The organism is Polyangium fumosum (assembly GCF_005144585.1).
Taxonomy (GTDB): domain Bacteria; phylum Myxococcota_A; class Polyangia; order Polyangiales; family Polyangiaceae; genus Polyangium; species Polyangium fumosum.
In genome coordinates, this window is the sequence record NZ_SSMQ01000054.1 from 15,522 (window position 1) to 38,617 (window position 23,096).

The 23,096-nt window shown below is 70.0% G+C and carries 20 protein-coding genes; 13 read left to right on the forward strand and 7 right to left on the reverse strand.

The window, feature by feature from the left end; all coding sequences use genetic code 11:
- Positions 1–43 precede the first annotated feature (43 nt).
- On the forward strand, positions 44–1,309 hold the full coding sequence (locus tag E8A74_RS36890; RefSeq protein WP_136933785.1) for a PucR family transcriptional regulator: 1,266 nt from the start codon (positions 44–46) through the stop codon (positions 1,307–1,309).
- Between the two features lie 580 nt (positions 1,310–1,889).
- Entirely contained in the window at positions 1,890–2,594 is a 705-nt protein-coding gene (locus E8A74_RS36895) for a hypothetical protein (RefSeq protein ID WP_136933786.1), read from the forward strand.
- A 5-nt stretch (positions 2,595–2,599) separates the two neighbouring features.
- Here the strand turns inward: E8A74_RS36895 and E8A74_RS36900 are convergent, their stop codons facing one another.
- Both E8A74_RS36900 and E8A74_RS36905 read right to left on the reverse strand, forming a co-directional pair.
- On the reverse strand, positions 2,600–3,088 hold the full coding sequence (locus tag E8A74_RS36900) for an LptA/OstA family protein (RefSeq protein ID WP_136933787.1): 489 nt from the start codon (positions 3,086–3,088) through the stop codon (positions 2,600–2,602).
- Between the two features lie 17 nt (positions 3,089–3,105).
- Positions 3,106–3,450 (reverse strand): sigma-70 domain-containing protein, encoded by a 345-nt coding sequence (locus E8A74_RS36905; RefSeq protein ID WP_136933788.1) that lies wholly within the window; start codon positions 3,448–3,450, stop codon positions 3,106–3,108.
- A 186-nt stretch (positions 3,451–3,636) separates the two neighbouring features.
- Here E8A74_RS36905 and E8A74_RS55125 point away from each other — a divergent pair, with 186 nt between their 5' ends.
- The 4 genes from E8A74_RS55125 to E8A74_RS36930 all read left to right on the forward strand — a co-directional run bounded on the left by E8A74_RS55125 (position 3,637) and on the right by E8A74_RS36930 (position 8,659).
- On the forward strand, positions 3,637–5,898 hold the full coding sequence (locus E8A74_RS55125; RefSeq protein ID WP_232379919.1) for a DVUA0089 family protein: 2,262 nt from the start codon (positions 3,637–3,639) through the stop codon (positions 5,896–5,898).
- Between the two features lie 73 nt (positions 5,899–5,971).
- Complete coding sequence (locus tag E8A74_RS36920; protein ID WP_136933790.1) at positions 5,972–6,829, forward strand: protein kinase domain-containing protein; 858 nt, start codon at positions 5,972–5,974, stop codon at positions 6,827–6,829.
- A 14-nt stretch (positions 6,830–6,843) separates the two neighbouring features.
- The gene (locus E8A74_RS36925; RefSeq protein WP_136933791.1) at positions 6,844–8,010 is read left to right on the forward strand and encodes a cystathionine gamma-synthase; all 1,167 of its coding nucleotides are present in this window, start codon (positions 6,844–6,846) and stop codon (positions 8,008–8,010) included.
- 106 nt (positions 8,011–8,116) lie between these two features.
- Entirely contained in the window at positions 8,117–8,659 is a 543-nt protein-coding gene (locus tag E8A74_RS36930; protein WP_136933792.1) for a hypothetical protein, read from the forward strand.
- 189 nt (positions 8,660–8,848) lie between these two features.
- Here E8A74_RS36930 and E8A74_RS36935 read toward each other — a convergent pair whose 3' ends face one another.
- Genes E8A74_RS36935 through frr form a run of 3 tightly spaced genes read right to left on the reverse strand, consistent with a single transcriptional unit; the run spans position 8,849 to position 10,461 of the window.
- Entirely contained in the window at positions 8,849–9,697 is an 849-nt protein-coding gene (locus tag E8A74_RS36935; RefSeq protein WP_136933793.1) for a Stp1/IreP family PP2C-type Ser/Thr phosphatase, read from the reverse strand.
- Between the two features lie 14 nt (positions 9,698–9,711).
- On the reverse strand, positions 9,712–9,870 hold the full coding sequence (locus E8A74_RS53170; RefSeq protein WP_170229649.1) for a hypothetical protein: 159 nt from the start codon (positions 9,868–9,870) through the stop codon (positions 9,712–9,714).
- A gap of 33 nt (positions 9,871–9,903) precedes the next feature.
- Positions 9,904–10,461 carry a ribosome recycling factor gene (gene frr / locus E8A74_RS36940; RefSeq protein ID WP_136933794.1) on the reverse strand — a complete coding sequence of 186 codons (558 nt, stop codon included), beginning with the start codon at positions 10,459–10,461 and terminating at the stop codon, positions 9,904–9,906.
- Positions 10,462–10,685: 224 nt separating this feature from the next.
- Between frr and E8A74_RS36945 the strand changes: the two genes are divergently transcribed.
- The 7 genes from E8A74_RS36945 to E8A74_RS36975 all read left to right on the forward strand — a co-directional run bounded on the left by E8A74_RS36945 (position 10,686) and on the right by E8A74_RS36975 (position 20,702).
- The gene (locus E8A74_RS36945) at positions 10,686–12,137 is read left to right on the forward strand and encodes a sigma-54-dependent transcriptional regulator (protein WP_136933795.1); all 1,452 of its coding nucleotides are present in this window, start codon (positions 10,686–10,688) and stop codon (positions 12,135–12,137) included.
- A 165-nt stretch (positions 12,138–12,302) separates the two neighbouring features.
- The gene (locus tag E8A74_RS36950; protein WP_136933796.1) at positions 12,303–13,508 is read left to right on the forward strand and encodes a hypothetical protein; all 1,206 of its coding nucleotides are present in this window, start codon (positions 12,303–12,305) and stop codon (positions 13,506–13,508) included.
- A gap of 81 nt (positions 13,509–13,589) precedes the next feature.
- The gene (locus E8A74_RS36955; protein ID WP_136933797.1) at positions 13,590–15,395 is read left to right on the forward strand and encodes a DUF885 domain-containing protein; all 1,806 of its coding nucleotides are present in this window, start codon (positions 13,590–13,592) and stop codon (positions 15,393–15,395) included.
- A gap of 16 nt (positions 15,396–15,411) precedes the next feature.
- A complete protein-coding gene (locus tag E8A74_RS36960; RefSeq protein ID WP_136933798.1) occupies positions 15,412–16,383 on the forward strand; it encodes a tetratricopeptide repeat protein in 972 nt (323 codons plus the stop codon).
- 261 nt (positions 16,384–16,644) lie between these two features.
- Positions 16,645–18,057 (forward strand): inorganic phosphate transporter, encoded by a 1,413-nt coding sequence (locus E8A74_RS36965; protein WP_136933799.1) that lies wholly within the window; start codon positions 16,645–16,647, stop codon positions 18,055–18,057.
- A 62-nt stretch (positions 18,058–18,119) separates the two neighbouring features.
- Positions 18,120–19,673 carry an ATP-binding protein gene (locus tag E8A74_RS36970; RefSeq protein ID WP_136933800.1) on the forward strand — a complete coding sequence of 518 codons (1,554 nt, stop codon included), beginning with the start codon at positions 18,120–18,122 and terminating at the stop codon, positions 19,671–19,673.
- Between the two features lie 99 nt (positions 19,674–19,772).
- Complete coding sequence (locus tag E8A74_RS36975) at positions 19,773–20,702, forward strand: RpnC/YadD family protein (protein WP_136933801.1); 930 nt, start codon at positions 19,773–19,775, stop codon at positions 20,700–20,702.
- A 6-nt stretch (positions 20,703–20,708) separates the two neighbouring features.
- Here the strand turns inward: E8A74_RS36975 and E8A74_RS36980 are convergent, their stop codons facing one another.
- Both E8A74_RS36980 and E8A74_RS36985 read right to left on the reverse strand, forming a co-directional pair.
- Positions 20,709–21,035, reverse strand: a complete 327-nt coding sequence (locus tag E8A74_RS36980) for a hypothetical protein (RefSeq protein ID WP_136933802.1) — start codon at positions 21,033–21,035, stop codon at positions 20,709–20,711.
- Between the two features lie 234 nt (positions 21,036–21,269).
- Positions 21,270–23,096 carry a feruloyl-CoA synthase gene (locus E8A74_RS36985; RefSeq protein WP_136933803.1) on the reverse strand — a complete coding sequence of 609 codons (1,827 nt, stop codon included), beginning with the start codon at positions 23,094–23,096 and terminating at the stop codon, positions 21,270–21,272.

Consider the following 23,096-nt stretch of genomic DNA (forward strand, 5'->3'; position numbering starts at 1 on the left):
GCAAGGTGCACGCTGCACCAAAATTCGTTAGGACTTGGGCAATATGCACCAGCGGGATGACAACCTGGGCGCGTGGCCGTGGCCGCGCCCGTCGAAGCGCGTGCGCGAGTTGATCCGGCGCGGCGCCGAGAGGGCCCTGGACACGCCACACGAGTGGCTCGAGGAGCTCGACCGGGCGACGCTTTCCATCGAGAGGATGAAGGTCATCGCCGAGGACCCGGTGCTCGCGGCGGCCACGCGCAGGACGAGCCGCGCGTACTTCTTCCACTGGGCCGAGGCAAACCTGAAGGACCCGGGCGCGCCGGTCGCGCCCCACCTCGGCGCCGAGTCGCTCGGCATGGCACGGGACCTCGTGCGCCGTGGGGTGACCGAGTCCGCCGTGCACGCCTATCGCACCGGGCAAAACGCGGCCTGGCTCCGGTGGATGTCGATCGGCTTCGAGCTGACCTCGGATCCGGACGAGCTACGCGAGTTGCTCGACATCTCGGCCCGGTCCATTTCATTCTTTCTCGACGCGACGATGGCGGTCCTCTCCGCCCAGATGAACGCGGAGCGCGACGAGCTGACCCGCGGCACCCACGCCGAGCGCCGCGAGGTCGTCGCGCTCCTCCTGAATGGCGCGCCGATCAGCCCGCAAATCGCTTCCCGTCGCCTCGGGTACGAGCTCGACCAGACGCACCAAGCCGCCGTCCTCTGGAGCGACGAACCCGCGTCCGACCTCGGCGCCCTCGAAAGCGCGGCCGACGCCCTCTCCCGCGCCGCCGGCGCGGAGCGCCCCCTCGTCGTCGTGGCGAGCGCGGCGACCCTGTGGGTATGGGTGCCCGGCGAAGCCGAACCAGACGTCGAGCGATTGCGCGCAGCGATAGGACCGCTGCCAGGCGTCCGTGTCGCAATCGGATCCAAGAGCCGCAAGATCGAGGGATTTCGTCGGAGCCACCTCGACGCCCTCACCACGCAGCGCATGATCGCCCGCCTGGGCTCCGATCCGCGCGTCGTCAGCTTCGACATGGTCCGGCTCGTCTCCCTGGTCACGCAGAATTCCGAGGGCGCGGACCAATTCGTCAAGCACACGCTCGGGGACCTCGAATCGGCGAGCCCCGAGCTCCGGAGCGCATTGCTCACGTTCCTCGACGAAGGCTGCAATGCCTCCCGCGCCGCGGCCCGGCTCCACACGCATCGCAATACGCTGCTCCGCCGGCTCGCCCGCGCGGAAGAGCTGCTCCCGCGCCCGCTCGAGCACAACCGCGTGGAGGTCGCCGTCGCGCTCCAGGTGCTCCGCTGGCAGAGCTCCCCGAGCGGCGCCGCGTAGAGACGAACCAGGTCCTCCACCGCTGACGAGGCACGAGAGTTCCTGCTCGCGGACGGCAAGGGCATCGCCTACGCGGCCGCGGACGGGAAGGTGCACGTCCATTCATGGCCGCTTCACCCGAGCCTCGGCGCGCCGTCGTCGAAATGACGACCCGGCCCCCTCGATGCGCATCAATCTTCGCTGTTCCTCGTGACCAGCGCCCCCCGACGCGCGTCAACCTTCGCTGCCTCTCATGACCAGCGCCCCCAGGACGCGCGTCGACCCACGCTGTCCGTCCTGATCCGAGGCGCCTGACGCGCGTCAACCCACGCTGTCCATCGTGACCAGCGCCCCTCGGACGCGCATCAACCCACGCGGGTCATCGTGATCAGCGCCCCTCCGACACGCATCAACCTTCGCTGTCCAACGCGATCAACGACTCCCGACGCGCATCAACCCCCGCTGACCGCGCCGATGTCGCCTTCCTGCTCCTCCCCAAGGAAACCTTCCGCCTTCCGTTCCACGAGCACCCGCTCGCGCGCCCCCCGCGCGGGTTTGACGAACATCCACCTACCGGGCCCCAAGGGCCCAGGGAAACATCATGCGCAAGTATCGCTCCAACGTCTCGTCGGCCGTTCGTCTCGCATATGGCATCGAGCTCGCCGCCGGCCTCTCGCAATTCCCGGAGACCACCGCCGCCGCGAACGAGATCCGGGCCATCAACGACGCCCTCGGCGCCCAAGAAGACAAGCGCCACGCCCTGCACGTCCCCGTCATCGAGACCCGCGCCGCGCTCCGATTCGCGAAGCTCAGCGCCGAGCGCGTCATTCGCACGTCCCTCCGCGCCGCAGAGATCGCGGACGGCGGACGGCGGGGTCGTATCTGCGCCTGCTTGTTTCCGAAAGGGCTCCGGCCGGTCGTCCTCCCCATGGGGAAACGCCAGGTCAAACCCCTGAAGGAGCTCGTCGAACGGCTGCACAATGCACACGTCGCCGGAATCGACGCTTACCGCGCCGTCTGGGCGCCGAAGCTCGACGCCGCGCTCGCGACCCTCGAAGCCACCGTCGACGCACACGGCACAGCACTCGCCGCGCACGACGAGGCCTTCCAGGTCGAGCTCGCGCTCCGCGACGCGCATCACGACGTGGTCGACAAGGTGATCGGGATCGTCCGCGCCGCCTTCCCGCGGGATCGCGACCTGCAGGACGTCCTCTTCCCGATCGTCGAGGTGAGCCGGCGGAGGGAAAATGCGTCGACCGACGAGAGCGAGCCCGAACCGACACGCGTCGCGCCCGTCCCGCGCTGACCCCCCTACTTCTTCTCCGCGCCCTCCGGCACCGGCAGCGCGCCTTTCACGTCCGAGAGCGACACCTTCAGGCTCACCAGATCGATCGTCGCCTTCTCCGCGCTGATCCACCCCGCGCCTCGCTGAAGACGCACGCCGCCTCGCAGCGCGAGCGTCTGTTTGGCGAGGTCGATCTCCACCTCGGGCGCCTCGGCGCGCACGCCCTTCACCTCCGCGACGACCCCGCCCGCGCCCTTCGCCCACGTCACGTTCGGCACCTCGTCGTACCGAACCTCCACCCGCGGCGCGCGCACCACGAGGGCGCCCTTCGTCAGGCGCACATGGCCTTCGAGCACGGCGCGCTTCGCCGCGATGTCGATGTCGAGCTGATCGGCGGAGAGCTCCACCGGCTCCTTCGGCGGCGGCGCGGCTTTGGGCGGCTCCGCGAGCGATCGAGGCGCGATCGTCGTCGCGAGCAGCGCGAGGGCCAAGGAGAGGCGCGGGCCGAAGGGCACGGCCTCACCTTATCAGGCTAGTAGCTCCTGACCACGCGCGGCGAGACGCCTCGCTCGAGCGCGCGACGCACGACGTGCGCAGGGTCGCCCGACGACGCGGCGATCTCCGCGATGGTCGGATTCCGCCCGAGCGACGAGCGCAGGGATCGCGCGGCGCCGAGCACGCGCTTCATGACGGAGACCTCGATCGCGTCGATCGGCTCGCCGACCACGAGGCCCCGCGCCTCCAGACGCTCGACGATGTGGTCGACCTCCTCGTAGGAGACGCTACGAGGGCCGATGATCTCTGCGATGTCGTTGAGGTCGACTCGACCCGACGCGTGATGACGTGCGTACAGCTCGTCGATGATGCTCTGGATCACGGGGCGCACGCGTCGGTCTTGGCACGTCGACGTGTCCTCTGCACCCGGAGGACGAAGGCGCGCGCCGTGCGCGGACGTTGCGTCGGCCCGTCGGCTACCGTAAGCCGTAAGCATGACGTCTGCTTGGCGCGCCGAACGGCCGCGCCGCAGGGACCTTTCTCCTCCGCAGTCCACGAGGAACGATCGATGAATCAACGCCGCCGTATCTTCTTCCCGAGCTCGCTCGCTTCCATGACGACAGGCCTCCTCCTCGCCGCCGCCACGCTCCAGGGCTGCGCCACGAGCACGAACACGCGTGGCGGGGGCGGCGATGATGGAAACGCCGGAGGCTCGGGGGGCACGGGAAACGTCGGCGGCGAAGGCGGCATGGGCGGCCTCGGTGGCATGGGCGGCATGGGCGGCGACGGCGGCGTCGGCGGCGTCGGCGGCGTCGGCGGCATGGGCGGCGTCGGCGGCATGGGCGGCATGGGCGGCGCGTCGTCGTCGTCCTCGTCCTCTTCGTCGTCGTCCTCGTCCTCTTCGTCGTCCTCGTCGAGCGGCTCGGGGGGTGGGGGTGGGTTCATGCCGCCCGTGGGCACGGCGGACTACCCGGCGGAGACGGAGCAAAACAACCTGCCCGCGACCGCGGATCCGCTCGCCGAAGGGACGAAGGGGTTCACGGCGGCCATCTACCCGACGGGGGATGTCGACGTGTTCTCGGTCGATGTCACCGTGGCCGGCTCGGTCCTCAAGGTGTCGACGGGCGACGGCATGGGCGGCTGCCCGGCCGGCGCGGCGACGCTCGTGCGTGTCTTCGGGCCGAGCGGCTTCCTCGGCTCGGACACCGACAGCGGGCCCGCCTCCTGCTCGCAGATCATGCCCGCGACCAACCCCGCGATGGGCAACCTCGCCGTGGGCAAGTACTCCGTGCAGGTCGAGAGCGCGACGTTCTCACCGCTGCCGTTCTACGTCGTCGACATCGCCGTCACAGCGCCCGGCTGCGGCGACGGGCTCGTGCAGGGCAACGAGCAGTGCGACGACGGCAACAACACGAGCGGCGACGGCTGCGCGGCCGACTGCAAGCTCGAAGGCAACTACCCGACCGAGATGGAGCCGAACCAGCCGATCAACATGGCGAACTCGATCTCGGGCACGGACGGCGTGGTCGCGGCGATCCAGCCCATCGGCGATCAGGACTTCTTCACGTTCCAGGTGGCCGTGTCCGGCACCCGCGCGCGCATCGAGGTCACGGACGGACAAGGCAACTGCCCGAGCGGCTTCGACTCGAAGATGTACCTCTACAACGCGGCCGGGACCGAGATCGCGGTGGACGACGACGACGGGCTGAGCACGTGCTCGCTGCTCGATCCCACGCTCGACGCCGTGGTCGCGAACCTCGCCGCCGGCAAGTACACGGTGATGGTCGAGGAGTACAGCAACGACGAGGCGCAGGCTTCGTACGTGCTCCAGCTCCAGCTCACCGAGCCCGGCTGCGGCGACACGTTCGTGCAGGTCGGCGAGCAGTGCGACGACGGGAACACGACCGCGGGCGACGGCTGCTCGCCGACGTGCCAGCTCGAAGGAAACTACCTGACCGAGACGGAGCCGAACCAGCCGAACAACCAGGCGAACTCGGTCGTCGGCTACGACGGCGTCGTCGGGTCGATCTTGCCCGCGGGGGATCAGGACTACTTCAGCTTCCAGGTCACGGAGCCGGGATCGAGCGTGACGATCGAGGTGACGGACGGGTACGGCGGCTGCCCGAGCGGCTTCGACTCGAAGATCTACCTCTACTCGCCCTCGAACCAGCTCCTCGTGTCGGACGACGAGGACGGCGTGGAGTCGTGCTCCCTCATCAACCCCTTGCTCGACCCGAGCGCCGCCACGAACCTGCCCGTCGGCACGTACGTGGTCATGGTGGAGGAGTACCTGAACGACGACGCGCAGAGCTCGTACGTGCTCAAAGTAAAGGTGGCGGCGCCGGGCTGCGGCGACAGCATCCTCACGAGCCCGGGCGAGCAATGCGACGACGGAAACACGGTCGCCGGCGACGGCTGCAGCCCGACGTGCATGGCCGAGACGCCGTGGGAGATCGAGCCGAACGCGAGCACGGCCACGGCGAGCCCGGTCTGGCCCATGACGACGAGCTGGTACGGGAAGATCGATCCGATCGCCGACGTCGACTACTTCGTGTTCGATCTGCCGGAGGGCCAGAGCCCGGTGATCACGTCGCACGCGATCGGCAACGCGGCCACCTGCGACTTCGACACGGTGATCCACCTGCTCGACGCGAACGGCGTGCAGATCGTGGAGGACGACGACGACGGCCCGGGCAACTGCTCGATGCTGTCGAAGGCGAACGACACGACGCTCGCGAGCCTGCCGGCCGGCACGTATTACGTGTGGATCCAGGAATACAACAACGACTCCAAGATCACGGGATACGAGCTCAGCCTCACGTTCGAGTGACGCGGCCCGCGATGCTGCGCGCTTCGTCCTTCGTCGTGACGGCCGCGCTCCTCGCGGCTAGGGGTTCGACCACGTGACGTTCCTCGCGCCCAAAGGGACGGAGTTCGTTCGCCTGCTGGGCGGCGGGAGCGTGTTCGAGGTGGCCCTCGTGCGCGAGGGGGGGCGCGAGCTCGTGTGCAAGCGGCTCGTGCCGCGCGCGCTCGCCGCGCGGGAAGGGCGCGTGGCGATGGTGCGCGAGGCGCGGCTCCTGTCGACGATCGCGCACCCCGCGCTGCCCTCGCTCGTACGCGTGGGCAACGACGCGCGCGGGCCCTTCTTCCTGGAGACGTTCGCCGCGGGGACGTCGGTGGCGGCGCTCGTGCGCGGATGGCAAGAGCGAGGCGCGCGGGTGCCGCGGACGCTCGTGCGGCACGTGGCGATCCACGCGCTCGAAGCGCTCGCCGAGATCCACGCGCTCGGAGACGAGGCAGGGCCGCTCGACGTGGTGCACGGCGATCTCGGCCCCGCGCACGTGCTCCTCGGCCCGCTCGGCGAGGTGCGGCTCGTGGACCTCGGCGCCGCGCGGTTCCGAGGGCTCGAAGCCGAGCTCGAGACGGACGATCGCGGCACGCTGCCGTACGCGGCGCCGGAGATCGCATCGGGCGAGGCGAAGCCGTCGCAGGCGACCGACGTGTACGCGATGGCCGCGACGCTACTGCATCTGGCGACGGGCGAGCGGCTCTGCGAGGCCGAGACGGAGGCCGCGATGCTCGCCGAGGTGGCGACGCGCGGGCTTCGGCGCGAGCTCGTGCTTCACGCAGAGGCGTTCGAGGCGAAGGAGCGCGCGGCGCTGTTCGAGGCGCTCGATCCGGATCCGTCGCGGCGGCGCGCGTCGGCGCGCGAACTGTGCGACGCGCTCGCGCCGGTGCCACGTGCGCCGGACCTGCGCTAGAGTCGCGCAGCCAAATGAAGACCAAGGACGCGCCTTTCCCGGTTTCCCTCGACACCCTCGCCATTCACGCCGGTCAGGAGCCCGATCCGATCAGCGGAGCGGTGATGATGCCGATCGTGCTCGCCAGCACGTTCGCGCAAGAGAGCCCGGGGGTGCACAAGGGCTTCGAGTACTCGCGCAGCGGCAACCCCACGCGCCGCGCGCTCGAAGCGTGCATCGCGGCCCTCGAAGGCGGCACGCACGGCTACAGCTTCGGGAGCGGGCTCGCGGCGACGACCACGCTCCTGCACACGCTCTCGCCCGGCGCGCACATCCTCTGCGGCGACGACGTCTACGGCGGCACGTTCCGCTTGATGGACAAGGTCATGGGCCCGATGGGGATCTCGTCGAGCTTCGTCGACATGCGTGATCCCGCGGCGGTGCGCGCGGCGATCCGGCCCTCGACGCGCCTGCTCTGGATCGAGACGCCGACGAACCCGATGCTCAAGGTCTTCGACATCGCGGCGCTCGCAGCGGTGGCGCGCGAGGCGAAGATCACCTTCGTCGTCGACAACACGTTCGCGACGCCCATGCTCCAGCGCCCGCTCGATCTCGGCGCGGACGTGGTCGTCCACTCGGTGACGAAGTACCTGAACGGGCACTCGGACGTCGTCGGCGGGGCGATCGTGACATCGAACCCGAAGGTCGCGGAGCGGATCGGCTTCCTGCAGAACGCGATGGGCGGCGTGCCGAGCCCCTTCGACTGCTACCTCGTGCTGCGCGGGCTGAAGACGCTGCCCGTGCGCGTGCGTCACCAGAGCATGGCGGCGCTCGCGCTCGCCGAGCGGCTCGCGCGTCACCCGCGCGTCGAGCGTGTGCACTACCCGGGCCTCGCGTCGCATCCGGATCACGCCGTGGCGGCGCGGCAGATGCGCGGCGGGTTCGGGGGCATGATCTCGATCGAGGTCGCGGGAGGGCTCATGGCGGCGCGCACCGTGCTGGAGCGGCTGCACGTGTTCTCGTGCGCGGAGAGCCTCGGCGGCGTGGAGTCGCTCGCCGAGCATCCGGCGATCATGACGCACGCGTCGGTCCCCGAGGAGACGCGCAAGGTGCTCGGCATCTCCGACGGCCTCGTGCGGCTCTCGGTGGGGCTCGAAGCGGTCGATGATCTCTGGAAAGATCTCGAACACGCGCTCGGCTGAGAGACGAAGCTCGGGGCGTAGCCGGAGCTACGCCCCCGAGCCCGAAATGCGGTAGAACCTGGGGCGACGGCGCATCGGCGCGCCGCGGAAACCAGGGAGACTTTCCATGCTGCGTGCTGCCTGTCTTGCTTTCCCGCTCGTCGCATTCGCCATGCTCGGCGGTTGCAGCGACCCCGTGCCCCCCACGCCGCAAGGCGCGTTCAACGTGCAGTTCACGAAGACGAGCGGCTGCCCGATCGCCTCGCACAGGTCCGAGGTCGGCACGATCAGCGCCTCGGACAAGACGGCCGTCGTGATCGACGGCGTGGAAGGCGCGACGGTGACCTGCTCGGTCTCGGGCGCGGGGCCGTTCAACGTGAGCGCGCAGGTCCGGCTCGGCAGCGACGGGATCAACCTGTCGATCCCCGCGATCAACGTGGGCGCGACGGAGGCGAGCCCGGCCGTGGGTTCTCTCGCGTTCTTCTCGGACCGGACGGCGGGCGACGCGTTCAGCTCGTCGAAGTGCGACTTCTACTTCAAGGAAGGCACGGGCGAGGGCATCGCGGGGGGCAAGCTCTGGGTCTCGTTCAAGTGCCCCGAGGTCGTCGAGTCGACGAACACGTGTGGCATCTCCGAGAGCCACCTGATCCTCGAGAACTGCGATCTGTGACGTTCACCCGCTAGCAGCCTGTGGACTTATCTGCTGCGCGCCCCGAATCGTCGGTCGACATCGCTCGAAATCCTTGAGGATTCCTCGCTCCGTCGCCCTAGCTTCGGGGCGCTCGCGACGATAAGTCCACAGGCTGCTAGCCCCTCTCCCCACGGGGAGAGGGGTGAACAGGGGGCGTGAGGCGGAGGCTCAGGAGTCGCTGTCGTCGCCGACGGTCACGGCGATGCGGTGCGCCGGGACCTGGAGCGTGGGCTCGTCGCCGTACTCCACGTCGTCCTGGAGGAAGCGGATCGCCAGCACGGTGATGTTGTCCTCGCCGCCGAGCTCGTTCGCCTTGGCGATGAGGCGCCTGCACATCTCGGTCGTGTCCTGCGAGGTCGCGACGATGTCGCGGATCTGCTCGTCGGTGAGCATGCCGGAGAGGCCGTCGGAGCAGAGGATGTAGACGTCGCCGAGGTGCGGCTCGTCGCTCATCAGGTCGACGGCGACGCTGTCCTGCATGCCGAGCGCGCGGGTGATCACGTTGCGCGGCAGCTCCGCCCGTTGCTCTTCCGTGAGCTCGGGCATCGCCATGAGGTAGTCGTTGATCAACGAGTGATCACGCGTGAGCTGCTGGATCGCGCCGCTGCGGACGCGGTAGGCGCGGCTGTCGCCGACGTGGCCCACGTAGATGCGGTTGCGCCTGCGCGAGAAGACGGCGCTGACCACGGTCGTGCCCATGCCGGCGCACTCGCGGGAGCGGATGCTGCGCTCGAAGATCCGCCGGTTCGCGACCATGATGCCGCTGAGCAGGCGGTTTTCATCCTCGGTCAGGTTCGCGTCGAAGTGGATCGGCCAGGTCGCGTCGTCGTTCGCCGTGGAGCGAAAGAACTCGGTGATGGAGTCGGTCGCGAGGCGGCTCGCCACATCACCGGCGCGATGGCCCCCCATGCCATCGGCGACGATGAACAGATCGAACTCCTGCAGGACAGCGTAGCTGTCCTCGTTGTGATCGCGCTGGAGACCGACATCGGTCATCCCGGAAGCAAATGCGCGCATAAACCTCGGCAACCTTAGACCGGGTCAAAACCGACGATTTTCACGGTTTCACGCAGCGTTTCCGCTGTCAAGCCGTCTTCCTCGCTCGGGGCAAGGAAGACGCGCCGCGCGAGGCCTTCGGCTCTCTTTGCCCCGCCGCGCGTGAAGCTTGGATCTCGGCTGCCTTGGGCCATGCGTTCCCCCTCCCTTGCCTCCTCCGGAGACCCCTACACCTCCAGGATGTCCTTTTCCTTGTGGGCGATGACGCCGTCGACCTGCTTGATGCCCTCGGCCACCACGTCCTCGATCTTCTTCTTCGCCCGATCGGCGTCGTCGCCGCTGACCTCGCCGTCCTTGTCGAGCGTGTCGACGAGCTCGTTCGCGTCCCTGCGGTGCTTGCGGATCGCGACGCGCGCCTCCTCGCCGTACTTCTTGGTCAGCTTGACCATCTCCTTGCGCCGGTCCTCGGTGAGCGCCGGGATCGGGATGCGGATGAGGTCGGCGTCGACCTGCGGGTTCAGGTTCAGGTCGCTCTCGCGGATGGCCTTGTCCACGGCCTTCACCTGGTTCTTCTCCCAGGGCTTGATCGTGATGAGGCGAGGCTCGGGCACGCTCACCGTGGCCATCTGGTGGAGCGGCGTGGGAACGCCGTAGTAGTCGACACGGACGCCGTCGAGCATCCCGGCGTGGGCGCGGCCCGTGCGCACGCGCATGAGATCGCGGCGGAGCGCCTCGATGGATTTCTCGATGCCTGTCCGCAAATCATTCAACACGTCTTCCAGCATGCCGGTCTCTCCTCGGTCTCGTGCGGCGGGGGCGAGCTTAGCTCTCTTTTGTGCAGGAGGGGGCAGTTGCGGAGGGGCCCCGCGCACGGAACCGCGGAAGCAGGGCGGCCCCGACGGTCCCCGCCGGCCAAGGCCAGGCAAGCCAGCGCCCGAAGTTCACGCGGCAGCCCGCCCCTGCCCGCTGCCCCAGGGCGGTCGCCCGTAGTAGGTGTAAGGGAGGCACAATGCGTGACCTCGACTGGAAGAGCTTCGACGTCCTGGTCGTGGACGACGAACAGGACAACCTCGACGCCTTCCGCTTCGCCTTCCGCAAGACGTTCTCGCTCCACTACGCCCTCGGCGGCACGCAAGCGCTGGAGGAGCTCGCGCGGCTCGACGCGGCCCTCATCGTGACCGACCAGCGCATGCCGGGGATGAGCGGGCTCGAGCTCTTGCGGCGCGCCAAGCAGATGCGGCCCGACGCGCTCGGGATCTTGCTGACGGCGTATGCGGATCTGCCCGTGCTGGTCGACGCGCTGAACTCGGGCACGGTCTACCGCTACGTGCAGAAGCCCTGGGACGGCAGCGAGCTCGCCGCCATCCTGCGCCAGGGGATCAGCGTGTTCGCCACGATGCGCGAGAACAAGCGCCTCCGCGATCAGCTCGCGCACTACGCGGGCTACCTCGAACGCGAGCAGCGCGACCCCATCGACTTCGGCGAGCTCATCTGCAACTCCGCCGCGATGAAGGAGGTCTCGGCGCGCATCGGCGAGGTCGCTCCGACCTCGACACACGTGCTCGTCGAGGGCCGGGTCGGCGCAGAGAAGGAGATCGTGGCGCGCGCGATCCACGTCGGCTCGCCGCGCGAGGAGCGGCCCTTCGTGAAGGTCACGTGCGCGGCGTTCCGCGGCGAGGCGCTCGAACGGGAGATCTTCGGCTACCGGCGCGGCGCGTTCGAGGGCGCGACCGCCGATCGAGCGGGCCGCGTCGAGCTCGCGCACGGCGGCACGCTCTACCTCGAAGACCCCGGCCCGCCGACCGCGGCCTTGCAGGCGCGGCTCGCGCGGCTGCTCGCGGGCAGCGAGGCCGAGCGCGTCGGCGACGCCGAGTCACGAAGGCTCGACGTGCGCCTCGTCGTCTCCGTCACGCCCGACCTCGACGAGGCGTGGGGCCGCGACGTGCTGCCCGAGCTCGCCTCGCGGCTCACCGTCTTCCCCATCCGCCTGCCGCCGCTCAGCGAGCGCCGCGAGGACATCCGCCCGCTCGCCGAGCACTTCCTCCGCAAGTACACACGCCGCAACACGCGCGCCGCGCGCGCCCTCTCGAACGACGCGTTCGCGAAGCTCGAAGCCTACGGCTTCCCGGGCAACGTGCGCGAGCTCGAGAACGTCGTCGAGCGCGCCGCCATCCTCGCGCGCGGCGACATCATCCAGCCCGAGCACCTCGCCTTCGTTCCGCCCGTCGCCGCGTGGGAGAAGGCGGCGACGTCGCCCCCCTCGCAGCCCGTGACGCCGGCCGAGCCCGAGAGCGGCGCAAGAAGGCAGAACCTCGACTCGCAGCTCGAAGAGATCGAGCGCCGCGAGATGCTCGCCGCGCTCGATCGCTGCGGCGGCAACAAGGCCGAGATGGCTCGCCTGCTCGGCGTCCAGCGGACCACGCTCTACTACCGGCTGAAGCGCCTCGGGATCGACGTGTAGTTCGTGGGGAACGGATCCTCCGCGTCGCGGGCGAACGCGGGGAAAGATGCGCGCGTGCGCGCCTGCGAAAAGTTGACGGATCCTCCTCGCCTGCGCGATGATCCCGTGGTTTCCCGGTATTTCCGGAGCGCCGCCTGGGCGCCGCGAAGAGGACGACGAGAGGCGATGGCTTTCTGGAGCACGGCCGATGTGGAGCTCGTTTCGCGCGTCGTCACGGCGAAGACGAAGAACGATCGCCGCGTGCGGGGCAAGCTGACCTTGCACTTCGCCGAGGCGCAGACGCAGGGGAACGCCGACGACGCCGGCGATCGCTGTGCGACGCTCGCCGAGGAGCTCTTCGGCGAGGCCGACGATCACGAGCAGCTCATCGGCGCCGAGGCCGAGCTCGCCGCCGCGCTGCGCCTCCGCCTACCGCCGCGCTTCCCCTCGATCCGCTCGCTCGACCTCGCGGCCCTGCACGTCGTCGGTGATCCGAGCACGTCGGCGGCGCTGCGGCGCGCGTCGACCACCACGATGCGCGCCGTGGCCGGGCCCGTCTCCACGCCCGCGCCGAACACGATACGCGGACGCTCGCCCTCGTCGATGCCCCCGAGCGGCGATGCTCCCTCGGCCAGCTTCCGCGTGTCGCAGCTCGCGGCTTCGACGTCGGGCACCTTCCGCGCGCCGATCTCGAGCGCTGGGCCGGCGAGTGGTCCCATCTCGACGTCCGGGCCTCGGTCCTCCTCGCCGCCCACGCGGCGGGGCACGCTCGGCCGGATGCGCGCGATCATGCCGGGCATGATGCTCGCGCCCGGCGCGCCGCCGGAGGCGATCGGCCAGGCGCTCGCGCCCTTCGTGCGGGACTGCGCGGGCCGCATCCTCGTCGGCTTCCTCCGCGGCTACGACCTGCTCGCGCTGCGCGGCCTCGCGCTCGAAGAGGGCTCGGCCGAGATGCTCGCCGCGCTCGTCCCGGTCTCCGACGCGCCGCTCGGCGGCTACGAGGCGAGCCGCACGTCCGAGCTCGCGCGCTGGCAAAATGCCTTTGGCGAGGCCGTCTTCCAGCGCGTGCGCCGCGAGAGTCAGGTCGCGGCCATCTACCTCGCGCACATGGCCCTCGGCCGCCTCGGCGTGCCGCCCAGCGTCGGCTTGCCGATCCTGCAGGAGGCTGCGCCTTCGGCCTTCGGCGGCGAGCGCGGCACGGTCCTGGAGATGGCGCGTTACGTCTCGATCCCCGCGGAGAGCTTCGTCCCCGCGCTCTGCCAGCACCTCGTCGATACCGTCGGCCATGGCGACGCAACGCAGCTCGCGGCCGCGCTCGCGCCGCTCGTCACATCGGTCGAGGAGGACATGGCGATCGCCGCGACGTTCGCCAGGGACGCGTCCGGCGTCTAGCCGTTCCCTCCGCGCTCGCAAAAGGCTAGAGCGTCGATCGTGCTCCCCGCGTCTGTTCGACGTCTCGCTGCGATCGCCGCCATGTCCACCGCCTCCACCGTCTCCTCGTTGTCGTGTTCTCCCGCCGGGGGAGCGCCGCCCGTGCAAGCCGAAGGCGCCCTCGCCTCGGCGGAGAGCTCGTCCACGCCCGGCCCCGCCGCTCCGCCGGCCCCGCCCGACACGCCCGATCGCGCGTTCGCCGCGCTCGCCGAGCGCTTCCTCTCGGGCTACCTCGCGCGTGAGCCGGTCGCGGCCACCGAGGCGGGCGAGCACGCGCATGACGCGCGCTGGCCCGATCGCAGCGACGAGGGCGAGGCCGAGGCCCGCCGCTTCTACGTCGGCCTGCTCGAAGAGCTCGACCGCATCCCCGCCTCGGCCCTCGACATGCAGGGCCGCGTCGATCACGCGATGCTGGGCAACCAGCTCCGGTACGCGCTCTTCGCGATCGACGAGCTCCGCGAGGCGTCCGCGAGCCCGCTCTACTCCACGCGCCTCGTCGGCGACGGCCTCGATCCGCTCGTCACGCGGAGCTTCGGCACGCCGTCTTCCCGCGCGAAGAGCCTCGTCGGCCGGCTCGAAGGCATCCCCGCGATCGTCGCGGTCGCGAAGAAGCGGCTCGGCCGTCCCCCGCGCCTGCACACCGAGACGGCCATCGTGCAGAACCGTGGCCTCATCTCGCTCTGCCGCGGCGACGTCCTCGCCCCTTACGGAAAACTCCCCGACGCGGCGCTCGTCTCCCAGCTCGCCGCCGCGAGCGAGCGGGCGGCCAAGGCGCTCGAGGACTTCCAGAGCTTCCTCGAAAAGGACCTCCTCCCCCGCAGCGACGGCGAGATCCGCCTCGGCCGCGCGCGCTTCGAGAAGAAGCTCCGGTTCTACCTCGACGACGACGTCGACGTCGACGGGATCGCCAAGGGCGCCCGCGCGCTGCTCGAACGCACGCAGGCCGAGATGGTCGAGACCTCGAAGCAGCTCTGGCCGACGCTCTTCCCGAAGCGCAAGCTCCCCACGACGACGACGCAGGTCGATCGCAAGGCGCTCGTGCGCGAGGTCCTCGCCGCGCTCGGCGACGATCACCCGACGAACGAGACGATCGTCTCGGAGGCGCGGGATCTCGTGCAGAAAGCGACGGCGTTCGTCCGCGAGCGCGACATCGTGCGGGTGCCCGACGAGGTGTGTCAGGTCATCGAGATGCCCGAGTACCGGCGCGGCGTCTCCATCGCGTATTGCGACGCCTCGGGCCCGCTGGAAGAGCGCGCCGAGACCTTCTACGCGATCGCGCCCACGCCGAACGACTGGGACGACAAGCGCCGCCTCTCGTTCTACCGCGAGTACAACCGCAGCATGCTCGCCGACCTCACCGTGCACGAGGCGATGCCCGGGCATTTCCTCCAGCTCATGCACAACAACCGCTTCCCCTCGAAGCTCCGCGCCGTGTTCTCGAGTGGCCCCTTCGTCGAGGGCTGGGCCGTCTACAGCGAGTGGGTCATGGCCAAGCACGGCTTCGGCGGCCCCAAGGTGCGCATCCAGCGCGAGAAGATGGTCCTCCGGCTCGCGGTGAACGCGCTGCTCGACCACGGCGTGCACGCCGGCACGATGACCGAAGCCGAGGGGCTCGCGCTCATGACGAACGAGGCGTTCCAGGAGGAGGGCGAGGCCGTGGGCAAGTGGAAACGCGCCCTGCTCACGAGCGCTCAGCTCACGACCTACTATTACGGCTTCACCGAGATGATGAAACTCCGCGCGGCGAACGAAGGGGCTCCGGGTTTCACGGAGCGAGCCTTCCACGACAAGGTGCTGAGCTTCGGCTCGCCGTCGATGCGCCACCTGCGCGACCTCGTCCGGCCGTAGAAAGGAGCGCGAGCGCATGCTCCGTCGCCTCCGCCGCGCCCTGCGAAGACGAGCGTTCGAGCGAAAGCTCGCGGCCTTGCCCGCGCTGCTCGAAGGCGCGCGGGTGACCGAGGCCGAGGCCGCGGCAGCGGACGCGCTCGGGATCGGCGCGGAGGTCTTCGGCGACGAAGCCGCCGAGCTCACGACGCCGCTCTACGTGCTCGCCGCGGCGCGTCTCTCCGCGGGCCGCACGGAGGACGCGCTCGCCGCTTGCACGCGGGCCCTCCGTATCGCCGAGGCGCTCGCCGGCACGCCCACCGAGCCCCGCCTGCCGAAGCTCTACGAGCTCGCGGCCGCGATCCACGAGCGAGCCGGCCGCCTGGAGGAAACGACCCGCCTCTACCGCCGGCTCCTCGCGGGGTACGAGCGCATGCGCAGCCCTGACGAGGCCGCGATCGCCGACGTCGCGGGCCGGCTCGGCCTGCTCCTCGGCAAGCAAAAACAAGCCGCGGAGGCCGAGCTCCTCCTCGCCCGCGCCCTCACCCTCACCGAACGTGTCTTCGGCGCGCGCTCGCGTCCCGCGGCCGAGGCCCTCTACAACCTCGGCACGGTCCTCGCGGCGGCGGGCCGGCGTGACGACGCCGCGCGATCCTTGCGACGCGCGATCGGCATCCTCACGGAGGGCGACACGCGGACCGACGGGGGGATCCTCGCGCTCGCGCAGCACAACCTCGCGACGCTCGTCGAGGCGGACGGCCGCGCCGACGAGGCCGAGGACCTCTACCGGCGCGCGCTCGCCGCCCACGCGGGCGATCCCCCGGAGATCCGCCCGACGCTCGTCCGGCTCGGCAACCTCCTCGAAGCCAAGGGCCGCGTGGACGAGGCGCTCGCTCTCTACGACCGCGCGTTGTCCTTGGCAGCGCGTGACCTCGGGCCGGATCACGCCGTCACGCTCGGCATCCGCGCGTTCCGCGAGGCTGCCCAGAAGAGACCCCCGCCTCCCCGTTGACCGCGGATTTTGTTGCTCGCGCTGCCCTTCCCGCCCGAACCGCAACCCCCCCGGGGAAACGCAGCCCAGGACACGCGATTGCAATCGTTAACCGATTGTCCACCCTTCAGACATCGGTCTGTCACGTCCTTGTGACGGAGCTGTCCCTAGCATGCGAGCGCTCGTTCCACTAAGGAGACGGCGCCCCGCGTCTCCGGCGCGTGATGGCCCTCGGGTCATCGCGCGGATGGGCGGTCGGGGCGCCGAAAGGCTCTCGTGTCCATGGAGGCTCTGTTCGATCCGTCGCTTGGCAACGGGGTGCGCGCGCTCCTCGTCCTCTGCCTCTTGATTGCCCTCGGCTTCGAATTCGTGAACGGCTTTCACGACACCGCCAACGCGGTCGCGACGGTCATCTACACGAACACCTTGAAGCCCCACGTCGCCGTCGTCCTCTCGGGCATCTGCAACTTCGTCGGCGTCTTCATGGGCGGCATCGCGGTCGCCATGGGCATCATGAAGCTCCTGCCCGTCGAGCTGCTCGTCTCGAGCGGCGTGGGCGCGGGCCTCGCGATGGTGCTCGCGCTCCTCCTGGCCGCGATCTCCTGGAACCTAGGCACCTGGTACCTCGGCCTCCCCGCGTCGAGCTCGCACACGCTCATCGGCGCGATCCTGGGCGTCGGCATCGCCAACTCGCTCCTGCCCGGCCACAAGTTCGGTGACGGCGTGAGCTGGAGCAAGGCCGCCGACATCGGCATCGCGCTGCTCGTCTCGCCGCTCTTCGGCTTCAGCCTGGCGGCGCTGCTCGTCGTCCTGATCAAGCGCTACACGACGAACAAGACGCTGCTCGAGCCGCCGCCGAAGGATCAGCCGCCGCCGCGCGGCACTCGCGCCCTGCTCGTCTCGACCTGCGCCGCCGTGAGCTTCGCGCACGGCTCGAACGACGGCCAGAAGGGCGTGGGCCTCGTCATGCTCATCCTGATCGGCCTCGTCCCGGCCGGGTTCGCGATCAACATGGACGCGACCCCCACGCAGCTCGAGCGCACGCTGCGCGCCGCGGACAACGTCGCGGCGCTCGTCCGCGACCACCACGATCAGCACTCGAAGGCGGAAGCCGACAAGACGCTCGTGCGCCTCGGCGAGCTCCACCAGTTCCTCGAAGGCCGCAAGACGGCGGCCGAGATCCCGGCGATGGATCGCTTCAAGTTCCGGCAGGACCTCCTGCTCGCGGACAAGTCCATCGGCGACATGCTGAAGGGCGGCCACCTCGGCCTCACGCCCGTCGAGGAGGCGAAGCTCGCGGACGAGCGCAAGGCCTTGCGTGGGCTCACCGAATACGCGCCCTCCTGGGTGCTCGTGGCGATCGCGCTCTCGCTCGGCATCGGCACGATGTTCGGCTGGAAGCGCATCGTCGTGACGGTCGGCGAGAAGATCGGCAAGAGCCACCTCACGTACGCGCAGGGTGCCTCGGCGGAGATCGTCGCGGCGAGCACGATCGGCGTCTCGGCCTGGCTCGGGCTGCCGGTGAGCACGACGCACGTCCTCTCCTCGGGCATCGCCGGCACGATGGTGGCGCAACGCTCGGGCCTGCAGGGCTCGACGGTGCGCAACATCGGCCTCGCCTGGGTGCTCACCCTGCCCGCGTCGATGACGCTCTCCGCGCTGTTTTTCCTGCTCTTCCGCGCGATCTTCAACTGACGCCTCGCGCGGGCCCCGAGGCTTCTCGGCCGGGGTGGCCTTCGATATCCTGCGCCTCGCCCATGCGCACCTTCAGCACCGAGGGGCCCTGCGATCCCGCGCGCCACTACCACCTGCCCGCGGCGCCGCGGCTCGCGGAGGCCCTCCGCCTCGTCGACGAAGGCGCGTATTTCCTGGTGCGAGCGCCGCGGCGCACGGGCAAGACGACCACCTTGCGCGCCCTCGCCGCCGCGCTCCTTTCGTCGGGTCGGTATGCCGCGCTCGTGGCCTCCGCCGAGGTCGCCGAGCCCCTCGGGGCCGACCTCGCCCGCGTGGAGGAAGCGCTCCTCGCCTCGCTGCGCCTCTCCGCGGAGCACGATTTGCCGCCCGAGCTGCGCCCGCCGCCCTTCCCCGCGTCGGCGGAAGGGACGCGCATCTGGGCCGCGCTCTCGGCCTGGGCGCGCGTTTGTCCGCGCCCCCTCGTCCTCTTTCTCGACGGCGCGGACACGCTGCACGGCGCCGCGCTCCGGACGGTCCTGCGCCAGCTCGAGATCGGCTTTCCGCGCCGCCCCGCGTCCTTTCCCTGGTCCGTCGTCCTCGCCGGCCAGCACGACCTGCGCCTCGAACCTTTCGCCGCGGACGACGCGCCCGTTCGTCCGGGCCTCACCGGCCCTTTCGAGATCGCGCTCTCCCCCGAATCCCTTCGAAGCTTCACGGAGGACGAGATTCGCGCGCTGTATGTGCAGCACACCCACGAAACGGGCCAGGCCTTCGACAAGGCCGCGATCCGGGCCGCTCTTGAAGCGACGGCGGGCCACCCCTTCCTCGTGCAAGCGCTTGGCCGCGAGCTCGTGACGACCGTCCCGCGCGCCGAACCCATTCACAAAGCGCACGTCCTCGCGGCGGTCCATCACCTCATCGATCGCCGCGCGACCCCGATCGACGCCCTCGCGGCGCGCCTCGCCGAGCCACGCGTCCGCCGTGTCGTCGAGCCTCTCCTCGCGGGCACGGCGCTCGTGGCGCGGGCCCACGACGACGACATCCGCCACGCGCGCGACCTCGGCCTCCTCGCCGAGGACGACCCTGCGCGTATCGAGGGCGGCATTCACCACGCGCTCGTCCCGCGCCTGCTCGCCTCGGGCATCGGCCGCGCCGTCGCGGACGACCCCGCGCGGTTTTACAAGACCGACGGCGCCCTCGACGTCGAGACCCTCCTCCACGCATTCGCCGTGTTTTACACGACACACGCCCGCCACCTCGTCACGGACGCCGCATACCCGGCGGTCGCGCCGGAGCTCGTCTTCCTGGGATATCTTTATCGAACGATTGAGCACCGTGGCTGGGCCTCCGTCCACTGGGGCGGCTCGCATGGCCGGATCGACGTGACGCTGCGCGTGCCGCTCGCGAACGGGGACGAGCAACAGGAGGCGTTCGTCCTTTCGTCACGGCGCAAAGGAGAACCGGGCGTGAAGGCGCGCGCGTTGGGCTTCCTGGAGGACGTGCTCGACGCGGAGGAGCTCACGCGTGGCACGGTCGTGCTCTTCGATCGCCGGAGCAAGCGGGCCGCGGGCGAACGCGTGAAGCTCAAGGAGACGACGACGGCGAAGGGACGGCCGGCGCGGGTGCTCCGGGCGTAACAGGAAGTTTCGCTCGGCCAAACGCAAATTTACCGAGACGAACGCTGGCCTCGACACACCCATTTGACGAATGCACGCCCGCGTGGAAGCGTGGCCGGGGTGCACACGCGTTACGACCAGGCCATCAAGCAGCTCCTCCGCGCGGCGCTCGCGCCCCTCGGGGCCTTTACGCCCGAGGTCGAGGTGAGCCCGGACCCTCAGCGCGTCGATGGCTGGTTCGTCCCCGACCCAGCACGCGCCTCTCCCGTGGGCGCGAGCCTCCTCGGCCGCATGAGCCGCTCGGCGTGCACCTTCGAGGTCTTCTCGGATACCCCCGACGACACCGAAATCGTCTCGTGTGTCCGCAAGCAGCTCAATTTGAGGCACGTGCTCCTGGGACGCGCGTCGCCCCCGCCCTTGCCTCATCTATGGGTCCTCTCCTCCGGTCGCCCCACGAAAGGCCTGCGCGCGCTCGCGGCGCGCAGCAAGCGGGCCTGGCCGCGTGGTGTTTATGCGTTCGCCCCCGGCCTCCATACCTCGGTCGTCGTCACGAGCGAGCTCCCCGAAGACCGCTCGACCTTGCTTCTCCGGCTCATGGGACGCGGACGAACCCTTCGGCGAGCCGTCGGGGAGCTCAAGACACTCGGGGCGGACGACTTCGAGCGATGCATCGCGCTGCCGATCCTGATACGCTACCGTATCGAAGCCGGCACGGCCCCTGTCACCCCCATGGACGAGGAGTTGCTGATGAACACGCAGGAAATCATGGACATGTGGGAGCGCCAGGCCAAGGAGGAAGGACGCCTGGAAGGACGCCAAGAAGGACGCCAAGAAGGACGCCAAGAAGGACGCCTGGAAGGACGCCAAGAAGGACGCCTGGAAGGCCACCTGGAAGGGCAACGTCGCACCATGCTCCAGCTCCTGCGCCTTCGCTTTGGCGAGTTGCCGCAGGCGGTCGTTGCTCGTATCGAAGCTGCGAATTCCGCCGCCCTCGATCAGTGGACGGTGCGGGTCCTCGCGGCGAAGACGCCGGAGGAGGTCGTGGCGTAGCTCCGCTCAGGACTCGGACGGCGTCAGGTCGGCCACGCGGTGGATCGTCCAGCGCTCGGTGCCGTCCACGATCACCTCGGCGAGCTGCTTCTGGTACTCCGCGTGGTACGGCACGGCGGCCATATCGCGCCACGCCGCTTCGAGGTCCTCCACGTTATCGATCTGCACTTCGAGCTCGATCTGCGACTCGGGCCCACCAATGCTGCCGGAGAGCACACGGAGCGATCGCCAGCCGACGCGTTGTGCCACGTCGACATACCACTTCCGCAGCACCCTGAGACACTCGTCCCTGCGACCGAACCGGGCCGTGAACTGCCAACGCGCAACGTACATGATCCGGGCTCCCTTCTCGCGCAAGCGTCCGCCCCCCCGCAGGCAAACCGCATGCGCGCGGCGCGCGGGAAGGCCTGGGCCGCGGGGCCCCTCCGGCCTCGCGCACCCCCGTGAGCCCGGCATCATAATCCCCGCGGCAGGCTCCGGGATCCAAAAACGTCCGGTCCCAAGGTGACACGCCGCGTTACCGCCGGCGTCGAAACGCGTCGACGCCTCCCATAACGTCACGAATCGTCACGGAATCACGATCACGCCCGGCTCGCCCTCGCGGTAGAGCGCCGCGACCTGGTCCGCGCGTCGCGTGAGGACCGCGCGCTGGTTGATGTACCCCTTGTCGGTGATCTCGCCGGCGTCGATGCTCGGCGGCTCGATCAGAAACATCACACGCGTGATTCGTGTGCTGCTCCCGGGGTGCGCCTCGTTGTACGCCCGGAGCCCCGCCGTGAGGTGCGAGAGGACCTCCGGACGCTGCACGAGGGCTTCGAGCGCCTCGCCTTCGGCCCCCGGGCAGAGCGAACGACACCCGACGAGGCTCGGAAAGACGAGCAGGCCGATCTCGTCCCGATCGTGCCCCGCCACCACCGCGTCCTGGATCACGGGCGCCGCCGCGGCGAGGGCCGTGATCCGCACCTGCCCCACGTGCACCCACGTCGCGCTCGTCAGCTTGAAATCCTCGGCCACCCGCCCATCGAACACGACCCCTTTCGCCGGATCGGCCGGATCCGCGAGCTTGCCGGCGTCGCCGATCTTGTAAAACCCGTCCTCGTCGAAGGCCGCGCGCGTCAGGTCGTCACGCCCGAAATACCCGGGCGTCACGTTCGGCCCGCGCACGCGCATCTCCAGCTTGCTCCCGTTCGGCACCATCTTGAGCTCGCAACCGGGCGCGGGCAGGCCGATCACGCCCGCGCGGTCGATCGGGAAAAACACCGTCGTCACCATCGGCGCCGTCTCCGTCGAGCCCCACGCGGACACCATCGTGACGCGCTCCCCGCGCGCCCTCTCGCTCACCTCTTCGAGCCGCTTCCACGTGCTCTGCGGCAGCGCGGCCGCCGCATAAAAGAGCAGGTCGAGCTCCCGGAAGAAATGGTCCCGCAGACCCGCGTCGTTCTCGAGGTGCGGCAGGATCGCGTCGAACCCGCGCGGCACGTTGAAATACAGCGTCGGCCCGACCTCGCGCAGGTTGCGCACCGTCTTCTCGATGTGCTCGGGCATCGGGCGCCCCTCGTCGATGAAGAGCGTCCCGCCGTGGAACAGCACCATGTTGAAGTTGTGGTTGCCCCCGAACGTGTGGCTCCAGGGCAGCCAATCCACGACGACCGGCGGCCGCCTGCGGAGGAAGGGCCAGACCTCCACGATCGCCTGCTGGTTCGAGCAGAGCATGCGGTGCGTATTGATCACGCCCTTCGGCTCGCCCGTGGATCCCGAGGTGAACAGGATCTTCGCCACCGTATCGGGCCCGACCGTCTCCATCGCGCGGCCCGCGCGCTCGCCCGGCAGCTCGCGGCACAGCTCCTCGAACCGCGTCGCCGACGAGCGGCCCTCGCTCACCACGACCTCCGCGCCTCCGAGGTCGAGCGCCCCGAACGCCCTGCCAAACCGCCCCTCGTCCCGCGCATACACGAGGCCCGGCTTCACGAGGCCGAGGATGTACCGGAGTTTCTCGAAATCACGCGAGAGCAGCGCATAGGCCGGCGACACCGGGCATACCGGCACCCCCACCACCATCGCCCCGAGCGCGAGCAGCGCGTGGTCGATGCCATTCTCGCTCAGGATCACGACCGGCCGTGCGGCCGAGAGATCCCGCCGCGCGAGCGCCTCGCCGATCGAAGCCACGACCGCCGCCGCCTCGGCGTACGTCACCCGACGCACGCCCCCGCTCACCTCCCGCTCCGCCAGAAACACCCGATCCGGCGCGTGATCCGCCCAGGCGTAGAGCAGCTCGCCGAGGTGCCGCGGATACGCCGGGAGCGGCCTCGGCGAGCGCAGGATCATCCCTCCGCCCGGGAGGTCTGTCACGACGACCTCCGGCGGCGCGAATTCGAGGCGGGCGGCCTTTTCCAT

Bases quoted from the DNA above. Each gene is read 5' to 3' on its own strand.
- E8A74_RS36980 (WP_136933802.1), bottom strand. From the start codon at position 21,035: ATGTACGTTGCGCGTTGGCAGTTCACGGCCCGGTTCGGTCGCAGGGAC.
- E8A74_RS36960 (WP_136933798.1), top strand. From the start codon at position 15,412: ATGCTCCGTCGCCTCCGCCGCGCCCTGCGAAGACGAGCGTTCGAGCGA.
- E8A74_RS36985 (WP_136933803.1), bottom strand. From the start codon at position 23,096: ATGGAAAAGGCCGCCCGCCTCGAATTCGCGCCGCCGGAGGTCGTCGTG.
- E8A74_RS36890 (WP_136933785.1), top strand. From the start codon at position 44: ATGCACCAGCGGGATGACAACCTGGGCGCGTGGCCGTGGCCGCGCCCG.
- E8A74_RS36930 (WP_136933792.1), top strand. From the start codon at position 8,117: ATGCTGCGTGCTGCCTGTCTTGCTTTCCCGCTCGTCGCATTCGCCATG.
- E8A74_RS36945 (WP_136933795.1), top strand. From the start codon at position 10,686: ATGCGTGACCTCGACTGGAAGAGCTTCGACGTCCTGGTCGTGGACGAC.
- E8A74_RS36955 (WP_136933797.1), top strand. From the start codon at position 13,590: ATGTCCACCGCCTCCACCGTCTCCTCGTTGTCGTGTTCTCCCGCCGGG.
- E8A74_RS36925 (WP_136933791.1), top strand. From the start codon at position 6,844: ATGAAGACCAAGGACGCGCCTTTCCCGGTTTCCCTCGACACCCTCGCC.
- frr (WP_136933794.1), bottom strand. From the start codon at position 10,461: ATGCTGGAAGACGTGTTGAATGATTTGCGGACAGGCATCGAGAAATCC.
- E8A74_RS36970 (WP_136933800.1), top strand. From the start codon at position 18,120: ATGCGCACCTTCAGCACCGAGGGGCCCTGCGATCCCGCGCGCCACTAC.
- E8A74_RS36950 (WP_136933796.1), top strand. From the start codon at position 12,303: ATGGCTTTCTGGAGCACGGCCGATGTGGAGCTCGTTTCGCGCGTCGTC.
- E8A74_RS53170 (WP_170229649.1), bottom strand. From the start codon at position 9,870: ATGGCCCAAGGCAGCCGAGATCCAAGCTTCACGCGCGGCGGGGCAAAG.
- E8A74_RS36935 (WP_136933793.1), bottom strand. From the start codon at position 9,697: ATGCGCGCATTTGCTTCCGGGATGACCGATGTCGGTCTCCAGCGCGAT.
- E8A74_RS36965 (WP_136933799.1), top strand. From the start codon at position 16,645: ATGGAGGCTCTGTTCGATCCGTCGCTTGGCAACGGGGTGCGCGCGCTC.
- E8A74_RS36895 (WP_136933786.1), top strand. From the start codon at position 1,890: ATGCGCAAGTATCGCTCCAACGTCTCGTCGGCCGTTCGTCTCGCATAT.
- E8A74_RS55125 (WP_232379919.1), top strand. From the start codon at position 3,637: ATGAATCAACGCCGCCGTATCTTCTTCCCGAGCTCGCTCGCTTCCATG.